The 17680-nt window shown below is 60.7% G+C and carries 16 protein-coding genes; 8 read left to right on the forward strand and 8 right to left on the reverse strand.

What is annotated here, in order from left to right:
* Positions 1–99: 99 nt before the first annotated feature.
* From AC4LFW_RS02200 to AC4LFW_RS02210, 3 genes are all read right to left on the reverse strand, one after another.
* A complete protein-coding gene (locus AC4LFW_RS02200) occupies positions 100–363 on the reverse strand; it encodes a YebG family protein (protein WP_491817408.1) in 264 nt (87 codons plus the stop codon).
* 85 nt (positions 364–448) lie between these two features.
* A complete protein-coding gene (locus tag AC4LFW_RS02205) occupies positions 449–913 on the reverse strand; it encodes a multidrug transporter (protein ID WP_491817410.1) in 465 nt (154 codons plus the stop codon).
* Between the two features lie 93 nt (positions 914–1006).
* Entirely contained in the window at positions 1007–1468 is a 462-nt protein-coding gene (locus AC4LFW_RS02210; protein ID WP_491817412.1) for a DciA family protein, read from the reverse strand.
* A 298-nt stretch (positions 1469–1766) separates the two neighbouring features.
* Here AC4LFW_RS02210 and secA point away from each other — a divergent pair, with 298 nt between their 5' ends.
* From secA to AC4LFW_RS02245, 7 genes are all read left to right on the forward strand, one after another.
* Complete coding sequence (gene secA / locus AC4LFW_RS02215) at positions 1767–4502, forward strand: preprotein translocase subunit SecA (RefSeq protein WP_491820099.1); 2736 nt, start codon at positions 1767–1769, stop codon at positions 4500–4502.
* 111 nt (positions 4503–4613) lie between these two features.
* The gene (argJ, locus tag AC4LFW_RS02220; protein ID WP_491817414.1) at positions 4614–5831 is read left to right on the forward strand and encodes a bifunctional glutamate N-acetyltransferase/amino-acid acetyltransferase ArgJ; all 1218 of its coding nucleotides are present in this window, start codon (positions 4614–4616) and stop codon (positions 5829–5831) included.
* Between the two features lie 81 nt (positions 5832–5912).
* Positions 5913–6884: a Nudix family hydrolase gene (locus tag AC4LFW_RS02225; protein WP_491817416.1), complete on the forward strand. Its 972-nt coding sequence runs from the start codon at positions 5913–5915 to the stop codon at positions 6882–6884.
* A 180-nt stretch (positions 6885–7064) separates the two neighbouring features.
* Positions 7065–7628: an alkyl hydroperoxide reductase subunit C gene (gene ahpC / locus AC4LFW_RS02230; protein ID WP_046162591.1), complete on the forward strand. Its 564-nt coding sequence runs from the start codon at positions 7065–7067 to the stop codon at positions 7626–7628.
* A gap of 144 nt (positions 7629–7772) precedes the next feature.
* On the forward strand, positions 7773–9338 hold the full coding sequence (gene ahpF, locus AC4LFW_RS02235; protein WP_491817418.1) for an alkyl hydroperoxide reductase subunit F: 1566 nt from the start codon (positions 7773–7775) through the stop codon (positions 9336–9338).
* A 225-nt stretch (positions 9339–9563) separates the two neighbouring features.
* Positions 9564–10691 carry a DUF3182 family protein gene (locus tag AC4LFW_RS02240; protein ID WP_491817420.1) on the forward strand — a complete coding sequence of 376 codons (1128 nt, stop codon included), beginning with the start codon at positions 9564–9566 and terminating at the stop codon, positions 10689–10691.
* Complete coding sequence (locus tag AC4LFW_RS02245) at positions 10675–11451, forward strand: alpha/beta hydrolase family protein (RefSeq protein WP_491817422.1); 777 nt, start codon at positions 10675–10677, stop codon at positions 11449–11451. Before AC4LFW_RS02240 ends, AC4LFW_RS02245 begins: the two co-directional genes overlap by 17 nt.
* On the opposite strand, the gene AC4LFW_RS02250 is transcribed toward AC4LFW_RS02245, so the two are convergent.
* Genes AC4LFW_RS02250 through AC4LFW_RS02270 form a run of 5 tightly spaced genes read right to left on the reverse strand, consistent with a single transcriptional unit; the run spans position 11448 to position 17012 of the window.
* Complete coding sequence (locus AC4LFW_RS02250) at positions 11448–12473, reverse strand: ion transporter (RefSeq protein ID WP_491817424.1); 1026 nt, start codon at positions 12471–12473, stop codon at positions 11448–11450. The genes AC4LFW_RS02245 and AC4LFW_RS02250 overlap by 4 nt on opposite strands.
* Positions 12466–13056 (reverse strand): cob(I)yrinic acid a,c-diamide adenosyltransferase, encoded by a 591-nt coding sequence (locus AC4LFW_RS02255; RefSeq protein ID WP_491817426.1) that lies wholly within the window; start codon positions 13054–13056, stop codon positions 12466–12468. Before AC4LFW_RS02255 ends, AC4LFW_RS02250 begins: the two co-directional genes overlap by 8 nt.
* Before the next feature lie 12 nt (positions 13057–13068).
* Complete coding sequence (locus tag AC4LFW_RS02260) at positions 13069–15090, reverse strand: sensor histidine kinase (RefSeq protein WP_491817428.1); 2022 nt, start codon at positions 15088–15090, stop codon at positions 13069–13071.
* Positions 15091–15132: 42 nt separating this feature from the next.
* Positions 15133–16047 carry a putative 2-dehydropantoate 2-reductase gene (locus AC4LFW_RS02265; protein WP_491817430.1) on the reverse strand — a complete coding sequence of 305 codons (915 nt, stop codon included), beginning with the start codon at positions 16045–16047 and terminating at the stop codon, positions 15133–15135.
* Complete coding sequence (locus AC4LFW_RS02270; protein WP_491817431.1) at positions 16044–17012, reverse strand: GGDEF domain-containing response regulator; 969 nt, start codon at positions 17010–17012, stop codon at positions 16044–16046. Before AC4LFW_RS02270 ends, AC4LFW_RS02265 begins: the two co-directional genes overlap by 4 nt.
* Before the next feature lie 149 nt (positions 17013–17161).
* Here AC4LFW_RS02270 and AC4LFW_RS02275 point away from each other — a divergent pair, with 149 nt between their 5' ends.
* Positions 17162–17641, forward strand: coding sequence for a YajQ family cyclic di-GMP-binding protein (locus tag AC4LFW_RS02275; RefSeq protein WP_491817433.1), 480 nt, complete (start codon positions 17162–17164; stop codon positions 17639–17641).
* Positions 17642–17680 lie beyond the last annotated feature (39 nt).

The following is a 17680-nucleotide window of genomic DNA, read 5'->3' on the forward strand; positions in this document are numbered from 1 at the left end:
CCTGTTGGATGACTGCATCCAATGGACCGGGCCGCTGACGACTAGTTTCGCCCGCAGGGCGTACCTGCGGCAAAAGGAAGCAGCGCCGATCTGATGTTGCTAAACGGCCTCATTAGCGCTGGGCAGTTCGGCCAAGGCTTCAGGATTGTTTTTGAATGCCTTGGCAAACAGTTCGCGGTGTCTGGCCATGAATATCCCCAGGTCATCTGCCTGCTGCTCGCTAAGCGAAGGTGATGCTTTCTGTAACGCGGCAGCTAGTGCTTCGGCGAGCTCCAGCATCTTGTCGTGACGGTCTGCTTCGGCTTTATCCATGAACAGGCGCTCCAGGTCCCGGCTGCTGCGATATACCACTTCGACGGCCATTTACCACCTCGGCTCTTCAGATACTGTTTGTTTGTACAGTATGGATAATTGACAGCTGGATGAACAGGGGCAGCTGCAATTGTTATCAATCGGCGAAGCTGCCCCGCAGACGCTCGGCCTGGAACAGAAGGTCGCTGCCGCGGTAGCCGCTGCGCACCGATGGGAGAGGCGCGCATAATTCCCAGCTTGCACCGGGTTGCAGGTCGGCCGCTCCCCGGTATTGAAGTTCGTCGTAGCTGGGACTCGCCAGGTTAAGGCTTGACCCAGGCGAGTACGCAGCGACCTGCCACTGAAGGCTTCGCAATGGCTGGTTGCTGCGGTTGTGCAAGACGATGTGCAAGGGGCGAGCGACCGGGCACGCATCGGTCGTATAAGCCATTTGCAGCTCAAGCTGGGCCAGAAGATGCGCTTCGCGCTGTTCCTGCCAGATCACCCAGCCCGCCACCAGGCCGAGCCCGAGCAGCGCGCCGAGCGAAACAGGAATGGCGCGCAACGGATAGCGGATCAGGAGGATCGCCCAGGTGATCAAAAGCAAGGCCCCGATCAGCATGGGTAACCGCCAGTTGGATATTTGAGCATCGCTGTTTCCTGCTTCGATTTGTCTCTCGAGTATCCGGCAACCGTAGCAGTACCCGTTGTCGATTCAATGGCTGTCGCGCACCTTGGCATGGCCGGCGAGGCGCTCAAGAGCTGCTTTGAGCCTCGGGTCGCTAATGCCGCGGGCCGTCTGCTGAAGGCTCTCTGCGGCAAGCGCAGACATTTCGGGCGACGGGCCTGGCTTGTGCCGGGGTGCGTCGGGTGGCTGCACCTTGAAGATGATACGGGTAAGGCCGGCGAAGTCCTGCATGGCCTGAAGCTGTCGCTGTAGCCGGCGCTGCTGATAGCGCAGTCTCGTCGCCCAATGCCCATCGGTCACGATGAGTAGCAGGCACCCTTCGCGCCAAGAAGCGACATGACAATGTTCGCGTGCGGCGGGCTGCAGCTGGCTGTTGACCAGCTGCTGCAACCGGTCCAGCCGCCTGGCTTCGCCGAACAGGGCCTTGAGCGGCTTCGCTTCGCGTAGCAGCGCAGCGGGTGCTCTAGCCGGCGGTGGACGCAGCGACATAAGGAAAACCTGTGCGGGTAGTATGGCATGCAATGTTAGCAGAGGCGCCTGCATGGCCGTACGGGCCTGCGGGGATATTCAGGCCTGGCTGGTTACGCCGTAAGAGAGTGATGGCAGAGGGCCTGCTTCAAGCAGATTCACAAGCGGCGGGCTGTACCCGTTCGCTTGCCGCGTGGTGCCGCAGCTGCGAGGCAGGCACCTTTCCTCTCGATCGTTTCCGAGTAGAATGCCCCCTTTGCACGCAGCCGTGGTGGCCCGCGGTCGTGCCTCCATCCCCAGCATGGAAGTCTTTGTCGATATGTTTGCGCCTTTAATGAAGAAGCTCTTTGGTAGCAAGAATGACCGTGAGGTCAAGCGCATGCTCAAGGCGGTTCAGGCCGTCAATGCGCTCGAAGAGCAGATGCTGTCTCTCTCCGACGAGCAACTGCGGAGCAAGACTGAAGAGTTCAAGGCCCGCCTCGGCCAAGGCGAGACCCTCGACCAGATACTCCCAGAAGCCTTTGCCGTGTGCCGCGAGGCGGGCAAGCGTGTCATGGGTATGCGTCACTTCGACGTACAGCTTATCGGCGGCATGACCCTGCACGAAGGCAAGATCGCCGAGATGCGCACCGGTGAAGGCAAGACCCTCGTTGCAACCCTGGCGGTCTACCTTAACGCTCTGGCGGGCAAAGGTGTCCATGTCGTAACGGTCAACGACTACCTGGCGCGCCGCGACGCCAACTGGATGCGTCCGCTCTATGAGTTTCTGGGCCTGACGGTCGGAATCGTCACGCCGTTCCAGCCGCCGCAGGAGAAGCGCGCCGCCTACGCGGCAGACATCACCTACGGCACCAACAACGAGTTTGGCTTCGACTATCTGCGCGACAACATGGCGTTCAGCCTCGAGGAGAAAAACCAGCGGGAGCTCAATTTCGCCGTGATCGACGAAGTCGACTCGATCCTCATCGACGAGGCGCGCACGCCGCTAATTATCTCTGGCCAGGCCGAAGACAGCTCCAAGCTGTACCAGCAGATCAACCAGCTGATCCCACTCCTCAAGCAGCACATCGAGGAAGAGGAAGGGGTCGTTACCCAGGAAGGGCACTTCTCCATCGACGAGAAAACTCGTCAGGTCGAGCTCAACGAAGCAGGCCATCAGTTTGTCGAGGAGATGCTGACCAAGGCCGGGCTGCTGGCCGAGGGCGAAAGTCTCTATTCCGCCCACAACCTGGGCTTGCTGACTCACGTCTATTCAAGCCTTCGTGCTCACAAGCTGTTCCATCGCAACGTCGAATACATCGTGCAGAACAATCAGGTGTTGCTTATTGATGAGCACACAGGGCGGACCATGCCGGGCCGTCGTCTCTCGGAGGGCTTGCATCAGGCCATTGAAGCGAAGGAGGGCCTGCCGATCCAGCCGGAAAGCCAGACGCTCGCATCCACTACCTTCCAGAATTATTTCCGTCTGTACAAGAAGCTGTCGGGGATGACCGGTACCGCCGATACCGAAGCCTTCGAGTTCATGCAGATCTACAACCTGCCGGTGATGGTCATCCCGACCAACAAGCCGCTGGCACGCAAGGACTACAACGACCTGGTCTACCTGACCCAGGAAGAGAAGTTCGCGGCGATCATCGCCGACATCAAGGACTGCCAGAACAATGGACGCCCTGTGCTGGTCGGTACCGCCACCATCGAGACTTCCGAATACGTTTCGCGTCTGCTGCTCAGCGAGGGCATCGAGCACAAGGTGCTAAACGCCAAGCACCACGACAAGGAAGCCGAGATCATTGCGCAGGCTGGGCGCCCGGGGGCTGTGACCATCGCTACCAACATGGCAGGCCGCGGTACCGACATCCTGCTCGGCGGTAACTGGGAAGTGGAAGTCGCAGCGCTGGAGAACCCGACTGACGAGCAGGTTGCCCAGATCAAATCCGACTGGCAGAAGCGCCACCAGGCCGTGCTCGAAGCCGGCGGATTGCATGTGATCGCCTCCGAGCGCCACGAGTCTCGCCGTATCGACAACCAGCTGCGTGGTCGGGCCGGCCGCCAGGGTGATGCTGGCTCGAGCCGCTTCTACCTGTCGCTGGAAGACAGCCTGATGCGTATCTTCGCCTCGGACCGGGTGAAGAACTTCATGAAGGCACTTGGTATGGAGTCCGGCGAGGCCATCGAGCATCGCATGGTGACCAACGCCATCGAAAAGGCCCAGCGTAAGGTCGAAGGCCGCAACTTCGACATGCGCAAGCAGCTGCTCGAATACGACGACGTTGCCAACGAGCAGCGCAAGGTCATTTACCACATGCGTAACAGCCTGCTGGCGGCCGAAGAAATCGGCGAGACCATTGGCGAGTTCCGTCGCGAAGCGCTCGACCACGCGATCAGCCAGCATATTCCGCCGCAGTCGCTGCCCGAACAGTGGGATGTCAGCGGTCTGGAGGCGGTACTCTACAGCGATTTCGGCGTGCGTCTGCCCGTGCAGCAGTGGCTAGACGAAGACGAAAAGTTGTATGAGGAAACCCTGCGCGAGCGGATCCTTCAGGCACTGGTCGAGGCCTACCAGGAAAAAGAAGAGCTGGCCGGGGCTGAGGCGCTGCGCACCTTCGAGAAGCAGATCGTATTGCGCGTGCTCGATGATCTCTGGAAGGATCACCTGTCCACCATGGACCATTTGCGCCATGGTATCCATCTTCGCGGTTACGCACAGAAGAACCCGAAGCAGGAATACAAGCGTGAGTCGTTCACCCTGTTCCAGGAACTGCTCGAGTCGATCAAGCGCGACAGCATCCGAGTTCTTTCCCATGTGCAGGTCCGTCGCGAGGACCCGGCCGAGGAAGAGCAGCGCTTGCGTCGCGAGGCCGAGGAGCTGGCGCAGCGCATGCAATTCCAGCATGCAGAGGTGTCGGCGCTGGCGGACGACGAGGAGAACCCGCAGGAGGGCGATGTGGCGGCAACGGCTGCGCCTGCACGTACAGAGCAGAAGATCGGGCGCAACGAACCTTGCCCCTGTGGATCTGGAAAGAAGTACAAACATTGCCATGGGCAGGTTCAATAACCGAAGCCGCCCTTATTTGCCCACGCCGCGACCGGCTCTAGCCGCTCGCGGCGTTTTTCTCCCTGACTTTCCGGTGGCCAGAGGCCACCCATCCTATTAAGGAGCGCATCAATGGCTGTTGGTCTCGGTCCCCTACCTACATTGCATCCGGTCCCCGGTTTCGAGCTTGGTATCGCTTCGGCTGGCATCAAGCGGCCGGGGCGCAAGGACGTGGTGGTCATGCGTTGCGCGGAAGGCTCAACCGTGGCAGGCGTGTTCACGCTCAATGCGTTCTGCGCTGCACCGGTCATCCTGGCCAAGCAGCGGGTACAGGGTACTGTGCGCTATCTGCTGACCAACACCGGAAACGCCAATGCCGGTACCGGTGAGCCGGGAATGCAGGCGGCGATCCGAAGCTGTGCGAGCCTGGCCCGGCTGGCGGGCGTCGACCAGGATTCCATCCTGCCGTTCTCGACGGGCGTCATCGGCGAGCCGTTGCCCGTGGAGAAGATCGAGACCGCGCTTCCCGCCGCGCTCTCTGATCTGAGCGAAGACCATTGGGCCGAAGCAGCAACCGGCATCATGACGACCGATACCCTGCCCAAGGGGGCAAGCCGTCAGTTCGAACACGACGGTGTCATGGTTACAGTGACAGGCATTTCCAAGGGCGCCGGGATGATCCGTCCCAACATGGCAACCATGCTTGGCTACATTGCTACCGATGCCAAGGTGGCACAGCACGTGCTTCAGGACTTGCTACGTGATGCGGCAAACAAATCGTTCAATCGGATCACCATTGATGGCGATACCTCTACCAACGACTGCTGCATGCTGGTTGCAACCGGCAGGTCCGGTTTGCCGGAAATCACCGAGGCCAGCGGCGAATTGTTCGCCAAGCTCAAGCAGGCGGTGTTCGAGGTGAGCATGGAGGTGGCGCAATCCATCGTCCGGGACGGCGAGGGCGCGACCAAGTTCGTAACCGTTCAGGTCAATGGCGGAAAAAACCATCAGGAGTGCCTTGATGTCGGTTATGCCGTGGCGCATTCGCCGCTGATCAAGACCGCACTCTTCGCTTCCGACCCGAACTGGGGGCGCATCCTTGCGGCCGCAGGGCGTGCAGGCGTTCCCGAGCTGGATGTCAGCAAGATCGACGTCTATCTCGGAGATGTCTGTATTGCGAGCCAGGGCGGCCGCTTTTCAGGCTACACGGAAGAACAGGGGGCGGCGGTCATGGCGAAGGAGGAAATCGAGATCCGCATCGAGCTTGGTCGCGGCAGTTGCAGCGAGACGATCTGGACCACGGACCTGTCCCATGAGTATGTTCGGATCAATGCTGAATACCGCACCTGACCCTGCCGCGACGCACATGAGGCTGAGGAAAACGCACCGGCTTCTGCTCGAGGCTTGCAGTTTTCTGCCTGGCCGCGCCGCATGAAACGTCTTCATGTGGCGGCCGGCGTGGTTCGTGGAGCGAATGGGTGCGTTCTTATCGCAAGGCGCGCCCCGCACAAGCACCAGGGTGGCTTGTGGGAATTTCCCGGCGGCAAGGTCGAGGAGGACGAGACAGCAGAAGACGCGCTCGCCCGTGAATTGGAAGAGGAACTGGGCATCGTAGTGACGGCGGCGCGTCCGCTGATTCAGGTGCGCCACGACTATCCGGACAAACAGGTTTTGCTTGATGTCTGGGAAGTGCTCGCCTTCTCCGGTGAACCCCATGGTGCCGAAGGGCAGCCGCTGGCCTGGGTAACTCCTGATGAGTTGCCCGGTTATGTGTTTCCTGCCGCAAACCAGCCGATCGTAACTGCAGCGCGCTTGCCGGATCGTTATCTCATCACACCGGACAACCTGGACCCTGAACAGCTGCTGAGTGGGCTGGCCCTGGCCCTGGATCGTGGTGCTCGGCTGATCCAGTTGCGTTCGCCCTCCCTTCCAGCAGAGGGCTACCGGGCGCTTGCACGGCAGTTCATGCAGATATGTCGCGGGCGCGCGACTGTGATGCTCAAAGGCCCTCTGGAGTGGGCGGGCGAGTTTCCAGACGCTGGCTGGCATGTGACTGCCGAGCAGTTGAGACAGCATGCGGGCGGAGGGAGGCCGCTCGAATCGGGGCGTTGGCTTGCCGCGTCATGTCATGATTCGGTCGAGATGGACCTGGCCATGGCAATGGGGGTTGATTTCATCACGCTCTCGCCGATACTGCATACCGCGACCCATCCCGATGCGCAGCCGTTGGGCTGGCGATACGCCGCTGAATTGTTGTCGGGCTTTGTCCGGCCCGCTTATCTGCTGGGTGGCCTTGGTCCGAACGATATCAATCATGCTTTTAGGGCTGGGGCACAGGGCGTGGCGGGTATCAGAGCATTCTGGCCTCGCTCATCGGCTTCACCAGGTTGTGCTGGATCTTGAGTCGAACCTCGCTTCGGCGCGAATTGCCGCCCGAAATTGGTGTCGTACTGAGCTGTGATTCCAGGCTGATGATAGATAGGCGAAAACTATCGCTATTATTCCCTCAATCAATTAACCGTATGCGGGTACTTGCGGTATCGTAGGCCCCGTTAAGTTCTCAACCCCAAAAGGAGTTAGTAGATGTCTCTGATCAACACTCAAGTTCAGCCGTTCAAGGTCAACGCTTTCCATAACGGCAAGTTCATCGAAGTCACCGAAGAGTCCCTCAAGGGCAAGTGGTCCGTGCTGATCTTCATGCCGGCTGCCTTCACCTTCAACTGCCCGACCGAGATTGAAGACGCTGCCAACAGCTACGCCGAGTTCCAGAAGGCCGGTACTGAAGTGTATATCGTCACTACCGACACCCACTTCTCCCACAAGGTCTGGCACGAAACGTCCCCGGCGGTAGGCAAGGCCCAGTTCCCGCTGATCGGTGACCCGACTCATCAGCTGACCCGTGCTTTCGGTGTACACATCGAAGAAGAAGGCCTGGCCCTGCGTGGCACCTTCCTGATCAACCCGGAAGGCGTCATCAAGACCGTGGAAATCCACTCCAACGAAATCGCGCGTGACGTCAGCGAAACCCTGCGCAAGCTGAAAGCGGCTCAGTACACCGCCGCTCACCCGGGCGAAGTCTGCCCAGCCAAGTGGAAGGAAGGCGAAGCTACTCTGGCTCCTTCGCTGGATCTGGTCGGCAAGATCTAAGAACGGTCTGGAAGCGCTGCGCCACTGCGCAGGCCTTCCATCCCGCTTCATTGATCGGTTTTCCGGTCTGCGTTACCAAACGCCTGGGCGTGAACCGTCCGGGCGTTTTATTACCTGAATTTTGCAAGAAGGGGATCGCTGCTCATGTTGGACTCCAATCTCAAAGCGCAACTGAAAACCTACCTGGAAAAGGTCACCCAGCCGTTCGAGATCGTGGCGTCCCTCGGTGACGGCGCCAAGTCCCAGGAAATGCTCGCCTTGCTGGAAGAGATCACCAGTCTGAGCGACAAAATCACCCTGCGCACCGATGGCAACGACGTTCGCAAGCCATCGTTCGCACTCAACCGCATCGGCGGTGACATCAGCCTGCGTTTCGCCGGTATCCCGATGGGCCACGAATTCACCTCGCTGGTCCTGGCCCTGCTGCAGGTTGGCGGCCATCCATCGAAGACCGCACCGGAGGTCATTGAACAGATCAAGAACCTTGATGGCGAATACAACTTCGAGACCTATTTCTCGCTGTCCTGTCAGAACTGCCCGGACGTGGTCCAGGCGCTGAACCTGATGGCGGTGCTCAACCCGAACATCCGCCACGTCGCCATCGACGGTGCGCTGTTCCAGGAAGAGGTCACGGTACGGCAGGTCATGTCCGTGCCGAGCATCTACCTCAATGGCGAGCTGTTCGGCCAGGGCCGCATGGGCGAAGAGGAGATCCTCGCCAAGCTTGATACCGGCGCCTCGGCGCGTGATGCCGAGAAGCTCAGCGCCAAGGATGCCTTCGACGTGCTCGTGGTCGGCGGCGGCCCGGCCGGCGCGGCTGCGGCGATCTATGCGGCGCGCAAGGGCATCCGTACCGGCGTCGCGGCAGAGCGCTTCGGGGGTCAGGTGCTGGACACCATGGCCATCGAGAACTTCATCTCGGTCAACGAGACCGAAGGCCCGAAACTGGCCCGTGCGCTGGAAAATCACGTGCGCGAGTACGAAGTCGACATCATGAACCTGCAGCGCGCGGCTCAGTTGATCCCAGCGACGAGCGCAGGCGGCCTGCATGAGATCAAGCTGGAGAATGGCGGCTCGCTGAAGGCCAAGACGCTGATTCTCGCGACCGGCGCGCGCTGGAGGGAAATGAACGTACCCGGCGAGCAGGAATACCGCGGCCGTGGCGTTGCCTACTGCCCGCACTGCGACGGTCCGCTGTTCAAGGGCAAGCGCGTGGCGGTTATCGGTGGCGGCAACTCGGGTGTCGAAGCGGCCATCGACCTGGCCGGTATCGTCGCCCAGGTCACGCTGCTTGAATTCGACAGCCAGCTGCGTGCCGATGCCGTACTGCAGAAGAAGCTCCACAGCCTGCCGAACGTCACCGTGATCACCAGTGCCCTGACCAGTGAAGTCCTGGGTGATGGCCAGAAAGTCACCGGCCTGACCTACAAGGACCGCAACTCCAGCGAGTTCCACGAGCTGGAGCTGGAAGGCATCTTCGTGCAGATCGGCCTACTGCCGAACTCGGATTGGCTGAAGGGCACGGTGGAGCTGACCTCACGCGGCGAGATCATCGTCGACGCACGCGGCGAGACCTCCCTGCCAGGCATCTTCGCTGCCGGTGACGTCACCACGGTGCCGTACAAGCAGATCGTCATTGCCATCGGGGAAGGCGCCAAGGCCTCGCTGAGCGCCTTCGACCACCTGATCCGCAGCTCCGTCGAAAGCTAAAGCGGGTATGCAAAAAAGAAGGGGAGCAGATCAGGTCTGCTCCCCTTTGTCGTTTATGGCTGCTGCAATCCAGCGCTGCTGATGCCGATCGAAGGATAGATAGTCGACACGGAGGGTCTACTCACTTACACCGGATCCGCTTTGGCTCGGGTGATAACGAGCGATACGGGCGGTAATCCACCGCTCGCCGTGCATGTACCAGCAGTCCATGGAGCGAGCCCAGAGATGATAGAAGCGGACGCGCCGCAAACGCCCCGCGGGGCAGTAGTAACCCTGGCCAATCGATCCAGGGACCCTCAACATGAAAAGGCCGTACACGAGCATCTGGCCAGGCGCCTGGCGAAGCTGCAGGGTATGAGTTTCGTTGGTGAGTACGACCGCACCGTGGAATATCTCCACCCGCTGTACTTCGTACCGTCGGGCACCATCATAGGCACCGATGCAGCCCGAGCGTTGGGTCTGGAGAGCGAGGAGGACCTGTTCGGCGGCGTGGTGCCTCAAGCCTTCATCGAGACCAAGGCCATCACCCACCCGCTTGTCCGGCCAGACGCAGATGCGCCGATTGGCTGGTCGCGAGACTTCGCCGCTCGGGTCGTTGGCAGTGTGCTCCCCGGGTACAGCGTCTTTTCGCTGGAAGACGCTCGTGAGGCCGGGCGTCGACTGCTGAATGAAGGTTCTCTGAGACTCAAGCCGGTGCGCGCCACCGGCGGAAGGGGGCAGGAAAAAATCGGCACCGAGCAGGCACTGGACCACGCGCTGGAGCCTCTGGACGAGAAAGAGCTCGCGCAGTATGGGCTGGTACTCGAGGCCAACCTTGAGCACGTCACGACCTTCAGTGTCGGACAGATCCGCGTCGCTGGTCACACGATCAGCTATTACGGCACACAGCGGCTGACTTCGGATAACGCGGGGGAAACCGTATACGGCGGATCTGACCTGGTGGTCTCTGCAGGTGATTTCGAGGCTTTGCTAGGCCTCGACCTCCCTGAAAAGGCCCGTCTGGCGGTGATGCAGGCTCAGGTTTACGACGATGCAGCATCGGCATGCTTTCGAGGCTTCTTCGCGTCCCGCCGCAACTACGACATTGCCCAGGGGGTCGATGGGCGGGGGCGCGCCTGTTCAGGCGTTCTGGAGCAATCTTGGCGAATCGGTGGGGCCAGTGGTGCGGAAATCGCTGCGCTTGAAGCATTCAGCCAGGGGGCAAATGGTGCGGTCAGGGCTTCCGCCGTGGAGCTTTATGGAGAGGAGCAAAGGGTCCCTCCTGGTGCAACCGTACTTTTTCGCGACGAAGATGCGGACGTCGGCTTTATTACCAAGTACGTAACGGTAGAGGATTATGGCAACCAACAGTGAATGCGTAGACATCCTGGTCGATGATGAACATATCGCTGGTACATTTCTGTCCCCGCCTACCAAGCTGCCCGGCGTTCTGTTCGTGCACGGCTGGGGTGGTAGCCAGGAGCGTGACCTGACCCGCGCCCGTGGTATAGCGGGCCTGGGCTGCATCTGCTTGTCATTCGATCTGCGCGGGCACGCCTTGACGCTGGCGCAACAGCAAACCGTCACGCGTGAGCAGAACCTGAACGATCTGTTGGCTGCTTACGATCTGCTGGCGCAGCATCCGCATATCGATCCGTCCGCCATCGCCGTGGTCGGTACCAGCTACGGAGGCTACCTCGCGGCCTTGCTTACAGCGCTGAGGCCGGTGAAATGGCTGGCGATGCGTGTCCCGGCTTTGTATGGCGATGACGACTGGATGGTGCCCAAGCGACAGCTGAATCGGGATCTGCTCAATCAGCTGCGTGGGCGGCGTGTCTTGCCCGAAGAAAACAGGGCGCTGGCTGCCTGTGCCGATTTCCGAGGTGACGTGCTGATCGTCGAGTCCGAGCACGATCATCTGGTTCCGCACAGCACTATCATGAGTTATCGCGCTGCCTTCCATCAGACGCACTCGCTGACGCATCGGATCATCCTCGGTGCCGACCACGCCTTGACCAGTGATTGCTGCCAGAAGGCCTACACCGACATTCTGGTGAACTGGGCGACGGAAATGGTGGTCGGCGCGCGTCTGGACCAGCAGGAAGGCTTTGCCGCAGTAAGGAATAGTCCCTAGCCTGGCGGTGAGGGTGGCTCGGTAGGCCCGACGAATCGGCTCCAGCGCCGATCCAGTACCTGTTGCTTGAGCACTTCGATGACATCGACCAGCAACTCTTCGAGCGCCAGGTCGGTGTGCTCGTCCTGATAAACCCATGCCTCGAAAAACTCGTCGGCCAGGCTTCGAGCCAGTCGCTGGAATTGCGGGCTCTGAAGGCCTTCGGCTGCGCCCTGAAGCAACTGTGCAGCGATGTCGGCGAGCGCTTCATCCAGGGTATCGGCGACGCGTCCGCCCATGGGCAGGCGGCGCAGGCGGGTCACCTCGGGGTTGTTCAGCAATGCCTGGTGAATCAGTCCACCCACATAGCCTTCGATGGCGCCGCGATTATCGCGATAACCGCTCTCCAACATGCTGTGCATGCGGCGCGAAAGGTCGTTGAGCAGTCGCTCTTTACGCGGTCTGACCACCTCTTGCAGCAAGCGGCGGGATAGGTCGTCGCTGGCGCCGATCTCCTGTTGCATGCGGCTGAACAGGCGAACCATGACACGATCGGACAGCTCTTCCAGCAGCAGCAGGTAGTAGCGGTTGATCAGGCCGAACACGGCCCAGTTCCGCACATCGATCAACCCAAGTCGCTGTAGCCGGAACAGCAGGCTGCCGACCCGCAATACCCGAAGCCAGCGAAAACCGCTCAGCGGAATGCACCCGAGCACGTCGTACCAATGGGCGAACGGGTAGTAATACCAGCGGACATAGCGCCGCTCGAACAGTGCGACGGCCCAGCCCAGCAATACATCGAAGATGAAAATCGCGACGAAGGCGAGATCGATGTGCTGAAAATTCTCGTGGACGGTCGTTTCGTAGCGCCGATACAGCCCGGGCGCCCAGTCGGCCAGCGCCTGGTTGATCGGCTGCAAGATGAACAGGCTGTCGAACAGGATCAACCCGAGATTGACGCAGACCAGTAGCACGATCAGCACTTCCCATGCTGCGTGCAGACCGTCCAGGTAGCGCTCGCGCCGAGGGTTTGGCTCAGCCATCGGCGTTGGCGGGTGCGTTGGCGGCGTGCCAGAGGATTTCCGCGCAACCCTGGCGACGCGCGATCAGGCGGGCCACGACAAAGAAAAGGTCTGAAAGGCGATTGAGATAGGACAATCCCACCGCGCGCAGTGGCTCGATGGCGTTGAGCTGCTGGCAGCGGCGCTCGCTGGTCCTGGCCATGCTTCGGCACAGATGTGCAAGGGCAATCAGGCGCGACCCGCCGGGCATGATGAAGTCTTCGAGCGGTCCGAGTTCAAGATTCCAATGGTCGATCGCCGCTTCCAGGCGTGCCACTTCCGTGTCCGTCAGAGCCTGATATTCCGGCATCGCCAGTTCGCCGCCCAGATCGAACAAGCGGTGCTGACAGGGGCTCAGGACCTCGATCAATTCGGCCAGCTCCGGCCAGCGGGCCTGGGCTTCGGCCAGTTCGGCCAGCAGCAGGCCCAGCTGACTGTTGAGAGTATCGATCTCACCCATGGCCTCGATCCGTGGGTGGTCCTTGGGCACCCGGCGCCCATCGGCCAGGCCGGTTTCGCCGGCGTCACCGGTACGGGTGTAGATCTTCGAAAGTCGGTTGCCCATCAGTATTCCTTGCTAGCCGTCGTTGGCTTCGGTGGGTGAGTTCAGCGGCAAGCGCAGGGTAAAACAGGTGCCATGATCCGGCTTGCACTGAACTTCCATCTGGCCCTTGTGATTGTTGGTGATGATGAAATACGAAACGGAAAGGCCCAGCCCGGTTCCCTGGCCCACCTCCTTGGTGGTGAAAAAAGGCTCGAAGATCCGCTTGCGGATATGCTCGGGAATGCCTCCGCCATTGTCTTCCACCTGTATTTCCGCCCAGGGCGGGTTCAGGCGTGTACGCAGGAGGATCAGCCCGCGCGAGCGAACCGGAACCGGTTTCTGATGAATCGCCTGCGCGGCGTTCTTCAGCAGGTTAAGCAGCACCTGTTCCAATTCGTTGCCAATGCAGGGCACTCGATCGAGCTGCGGGTCGAAATCGCGGACGATCTCGATGGCACGGAAATCGAATCCTTCTATCAGCGCGAAGTCGTTGCCGGCAATCTCCAGTGCCTGGTCGATCAGCACGCTTAGCTGGCAATCGGCAAGCTGCCGATTGCTAAGTCGGCTGAAGCTCAGCATATGACTGACGATCTTGGCGGCGCGTGAACCTGCCTGCTGGATGCCGTCGAGCAGCTGCGGTATTTCTCGCCGCTGCAGATATTGGTTCACGGCTTCCAGCAACACGCCTGTGTCATCCGCCGCCTCACGGTTGCGCTCCAGGTCGGGAGACAGGCGTCGGCGAATGTTCTGTGCGTTGTGCAGAATCGCCCCGAGGGGATTGTTGATCTCATGTGCCATACCCGCCGCCAGGCTGCCGACGGAAAGCATCTTTTCCGACTGCACCATGATTTCTTCCATGTTGATGCGCTCGGTAATGTCGTCGATGCGGATCACCACGCCGCGCCCACCACCGCCCATCAGCGGGTAGAGTGTCATGGCGTAATGCCGGGGCTCTTCGTTGACGGTCCAGGTGAGCCGCTCGATCTTTTCTACCTGGTGCCGTTCGGATGTCCGACGTATCTGCGCCAGAAACGGCTTCAATGGCTCAAAGGCAATGAATACCGGCTGGTTCAGGGCGTCATCGATGGACGTGCCGGAAAGTGCGCTGGCCTGCTGGTTCCACTGGGTCACGTATAGCTGTTCGTCTAGGGCGATAAGCACCGATGGCATCGAGTCGATGATGCTGTTCAGGTAGTTCTGGAACCCGGTGAGCTTCTTCTCGATCTTGCTGCGAACCTGCACTTCCAATTCCAGCTTGCGGTTGGAGTGTCGGGTTTCTTCAGCCAGTCCCTGGGCGTGGTCGAAGGCATCCTGGGCATCGTCACGGGCACGCTTGAGCTGTTGCTCGCGCGCCTCCATGCGCGACAGCATCGTATTGAAGGCGTCGGCAAGACGGCCGATCTCGTCCTGATTGCGTGGCGTGGCGCGCAGCGAATAGTTCTCCTCGCGAGTGACCTGGCGAGAAAGGGCCTCGAGGTCGCGGATCGGTTGGGTGATCAATCTGCGGATCTGTCGTGCCACCAGCAACCAGAGCAGCAGGCTTGCCAGCAGGATCGCCAGGCTCGCCGTCAGGGTCCCTGTGTAAAAGGCCCCTGGCAGCTCGCTGCTGGCGACGATCAGCAGGTGCCCGGGCGGTCCTCCTGCCTGGGGCAGTTCGACCAGCAGGTTGGCGCGCATCTCGGTCTTTTGCCAGGCCGACAGCTCGCCGATGCGCTGAGGCATGTCCAGCGGGTCGCCGCGATACAGCTGCGCGAGGCGCAACCCGGCGCTGTCATAGATCATCGCGGCTCGCAGAGGTGCGTAGTCGCCTAGCTTCTGCAACAGCTCATCGGCCGCCGCCTCGGACTCCAGCGCGCGATTGCTCAGTTCGGGCGTGGCAAACAGTGCGCCGAGCGTATGCATTGCCTGGGGTGCAACGCTTTGCCTGGAAATCCAATACGCCGCGCTGATGAAAGCAAGATTCGAGACCAGCAGCACAGCCGCCAGCAGGACAAGGAGGGCGATCAGCAGCTTGCGGCCGACCGGCAGGTTTTCGAGGCGCTGGCGCAGGGTCATGGCAATTACAGGCGACGGGTTTCCCAGCAGGGTAGCGGTGCCTCAGTCCACCGGCAATCCAAGATGCTTAAGGTGCGTCTGCAGCCGCCGTAGCAAGTCGCTAAGGGCCGGCGCCTGGATGCCATGCAGGCATGCAGCCTGACAGGCCTTGCCGAGCAGGAAGCTGATCTCGGTGCGTCGTCCGTTGCGCACATCCTGATGCATCGAAGAAAAGTTGCTGGCGGTCGCCTCGATAACCCTGAACACTTCAGCTTCCAGCCCTTGCGCCGCGTCGTGCTGATCGCAGGCGCCAAGCACCGCCACCAGTTCGTCGCACAAGCTGTGAAGTGCTTCGCGTTGCTTCAGCAACTCGCCGTTACGGCAGTCATCCAGGACAGTCAGTGGATTGATGGCGCAATTGAGTGCAAGTTTGCGCCACAGGCGGGACATGATCTGCGGCGTCCACTGCTGGGGAATCCCGGCTGCTTCCAACTCGGCCAGCCACACGGGAGGGTCGATGTTGGCCGGGTCGCCCAACCAGTTTTGCCCATGGCCGGCATGGACCACGCGAAAGTCCGCGTCGCGATAGGCGCCTTCGGTGCTTGAAACGAAGATGCAACGGCTGTCCGGCCAGCGTGCCGCAACCGCCTCCTGGCTCCCCAGGCCGTTCTGCAAAAGCAGGATGTCTGCCCCCGGCGCCAGACGCGCTGACACGCTGGCAACGGCGGCTTCTGCATCATAGGCCTTGCTGGCGACCAATAGCCGCTGGATCGGGGCGCAGCCGGCGGGCTCTTCGGGGAGCATGGGAAAGAGCGAGGTTTGTCCTGCCTCGACCAGGCTGACGCCCGCTGCAGCCTGGTAGGCCCTCAGGCGCTGCGTGTTCCGCAGGATAAGCCGCACAGGCAGCCCGGCCCTAGCCAGGCGCGTAGCCCAGAGGCAGCCAAGGCTGCCTGCGCCCAATACATGCCAGGTTGTCATAACGCCGGTTGCTTGAACTTGAACGGCACGATACGGCCGGTGGCATACGCATCCGCCAGCAGCGATTCGGCACGTGCCATGATGACGTCTGCTGTCAGGGGCAGCGCCCTTGCATCGAGGCTGACCAGGCCGATGCCGGCCTTGAGCGAGATGAAGCCTTCGCTGGTCTTGAAGGCCTTGAGATTAAGCCCCTCATGGAGGCGTTTGAAGCTGCTCGGCGAGCAGCCTTGCAGGTCCTGGACCAGTGCGAGCAGGGCGAAGTGGCTGTCGTCGAGGCGGGTCAGGATATCCAGCGGTCGCACAAGCTGCTGCAGCCGCCGTGCGACTCCACGTAACAACTCCTGATGAAAGAGCTCACCGTAACGATGTCTCTGGCTGCTGATTTCCGGCAGCCCGATGATCAGGTAACAAAGCGCACCGCCGCGGCTCTCGACCTGGCGCAGGCTGTCTGCGAGCCGTTGGCGCAGATAGCGGACATTGCCGAGACCAGTGGTGGGATCGATGAGGTTGCGCTTCTCCAGGCTGGCGATGTTTTCGGTCAGCAGGCGGTTTTCGTGCATCAGGCGTTGCAGCGAGCCGCATATCCGGTCGGCTGCGTACACACGCGGCACCAGCTGTTCATTCATGGCTGACTTGCCGATGAAGTCATCCACGCCTCGGTCGAAGGCCTGGCTGAGCACGTCCTGACCGTCTCGTCCGGTCAGCAGAATGATATAGGTGTAGTGATCGGACATCTCGTCCTGCTGACGCACCTGGGCAGTCAGCTCCAGGCCATCCATTTCCGGCATCAGCCAGTCGGCCAGCAGAACATTGGTCGGGCGCTGTTGGATCAGCTCCAGCGCAGCGCTTGCGCTATTGGCAAAGCGCACATCTTCATAACCGGCTTTCGCCAGGGCTCGACCAATCATGACGCTGGAGAACTTGGCGTCGTCGACCACCAGGATGCTGAGTTGGGGGTTGGGCATTCAACGGCTCAATAGAGGAGGAAAATTTCCGTATTACCTTGGCAGCCAGGCGTCGTCGGCCCGACCAGTTATAATGATGGCGCATTTGAACCGTCAAGCAGAGCGCGCTGGATCACACCGCTGCGCCGTTTTATCAATGGAGGAATCCCATGCCCTCGTTCGACGTGGTGTCCGAGCTGGACAAGCACGAAGTGACCAACGCCGTCGACAACGCCGTAAAGGAGTTGGACCGGCGTTACGATCTACGCGGTAAAGGCAGTTTCGAGTCCAAGGAGTTGACGGTCCACCTGACCGCCGACGCTGATTTCCAACTAGAGCAGATGCTGGAAATTCTCAAGCTGAGCCTGGCCAAGAGAAAGATCGACATCCAATGCCTTGAGCTCAAGGATCCCTACCCATCTGGCAAGACGGTCAAGCAGGACGTCATTCTGCGTGAAGGCATCGACAAGGAGTTGGCGAAGAAGATCGTCGCCCACATCAAGGATGCCAAGCTCAAGGTGCAAGCCGCCATCCAGGGCGAGCAGGTTCGGGTAACCGGCAAGAAGCGGGACGATCTGCAGGAGGCCATCGCGCTGCTGCGTGCCAAGGATTTCGGCATGCCGCTGCAGTTCAACAATTTCCGCGACTGATTCACCTCCCCGCGCGCTCTCGCGTGCCTTTCCGCATTA

It is taken from the genome of Stutzerimonas sp. C6.4V (assembly GCF_058536345.1).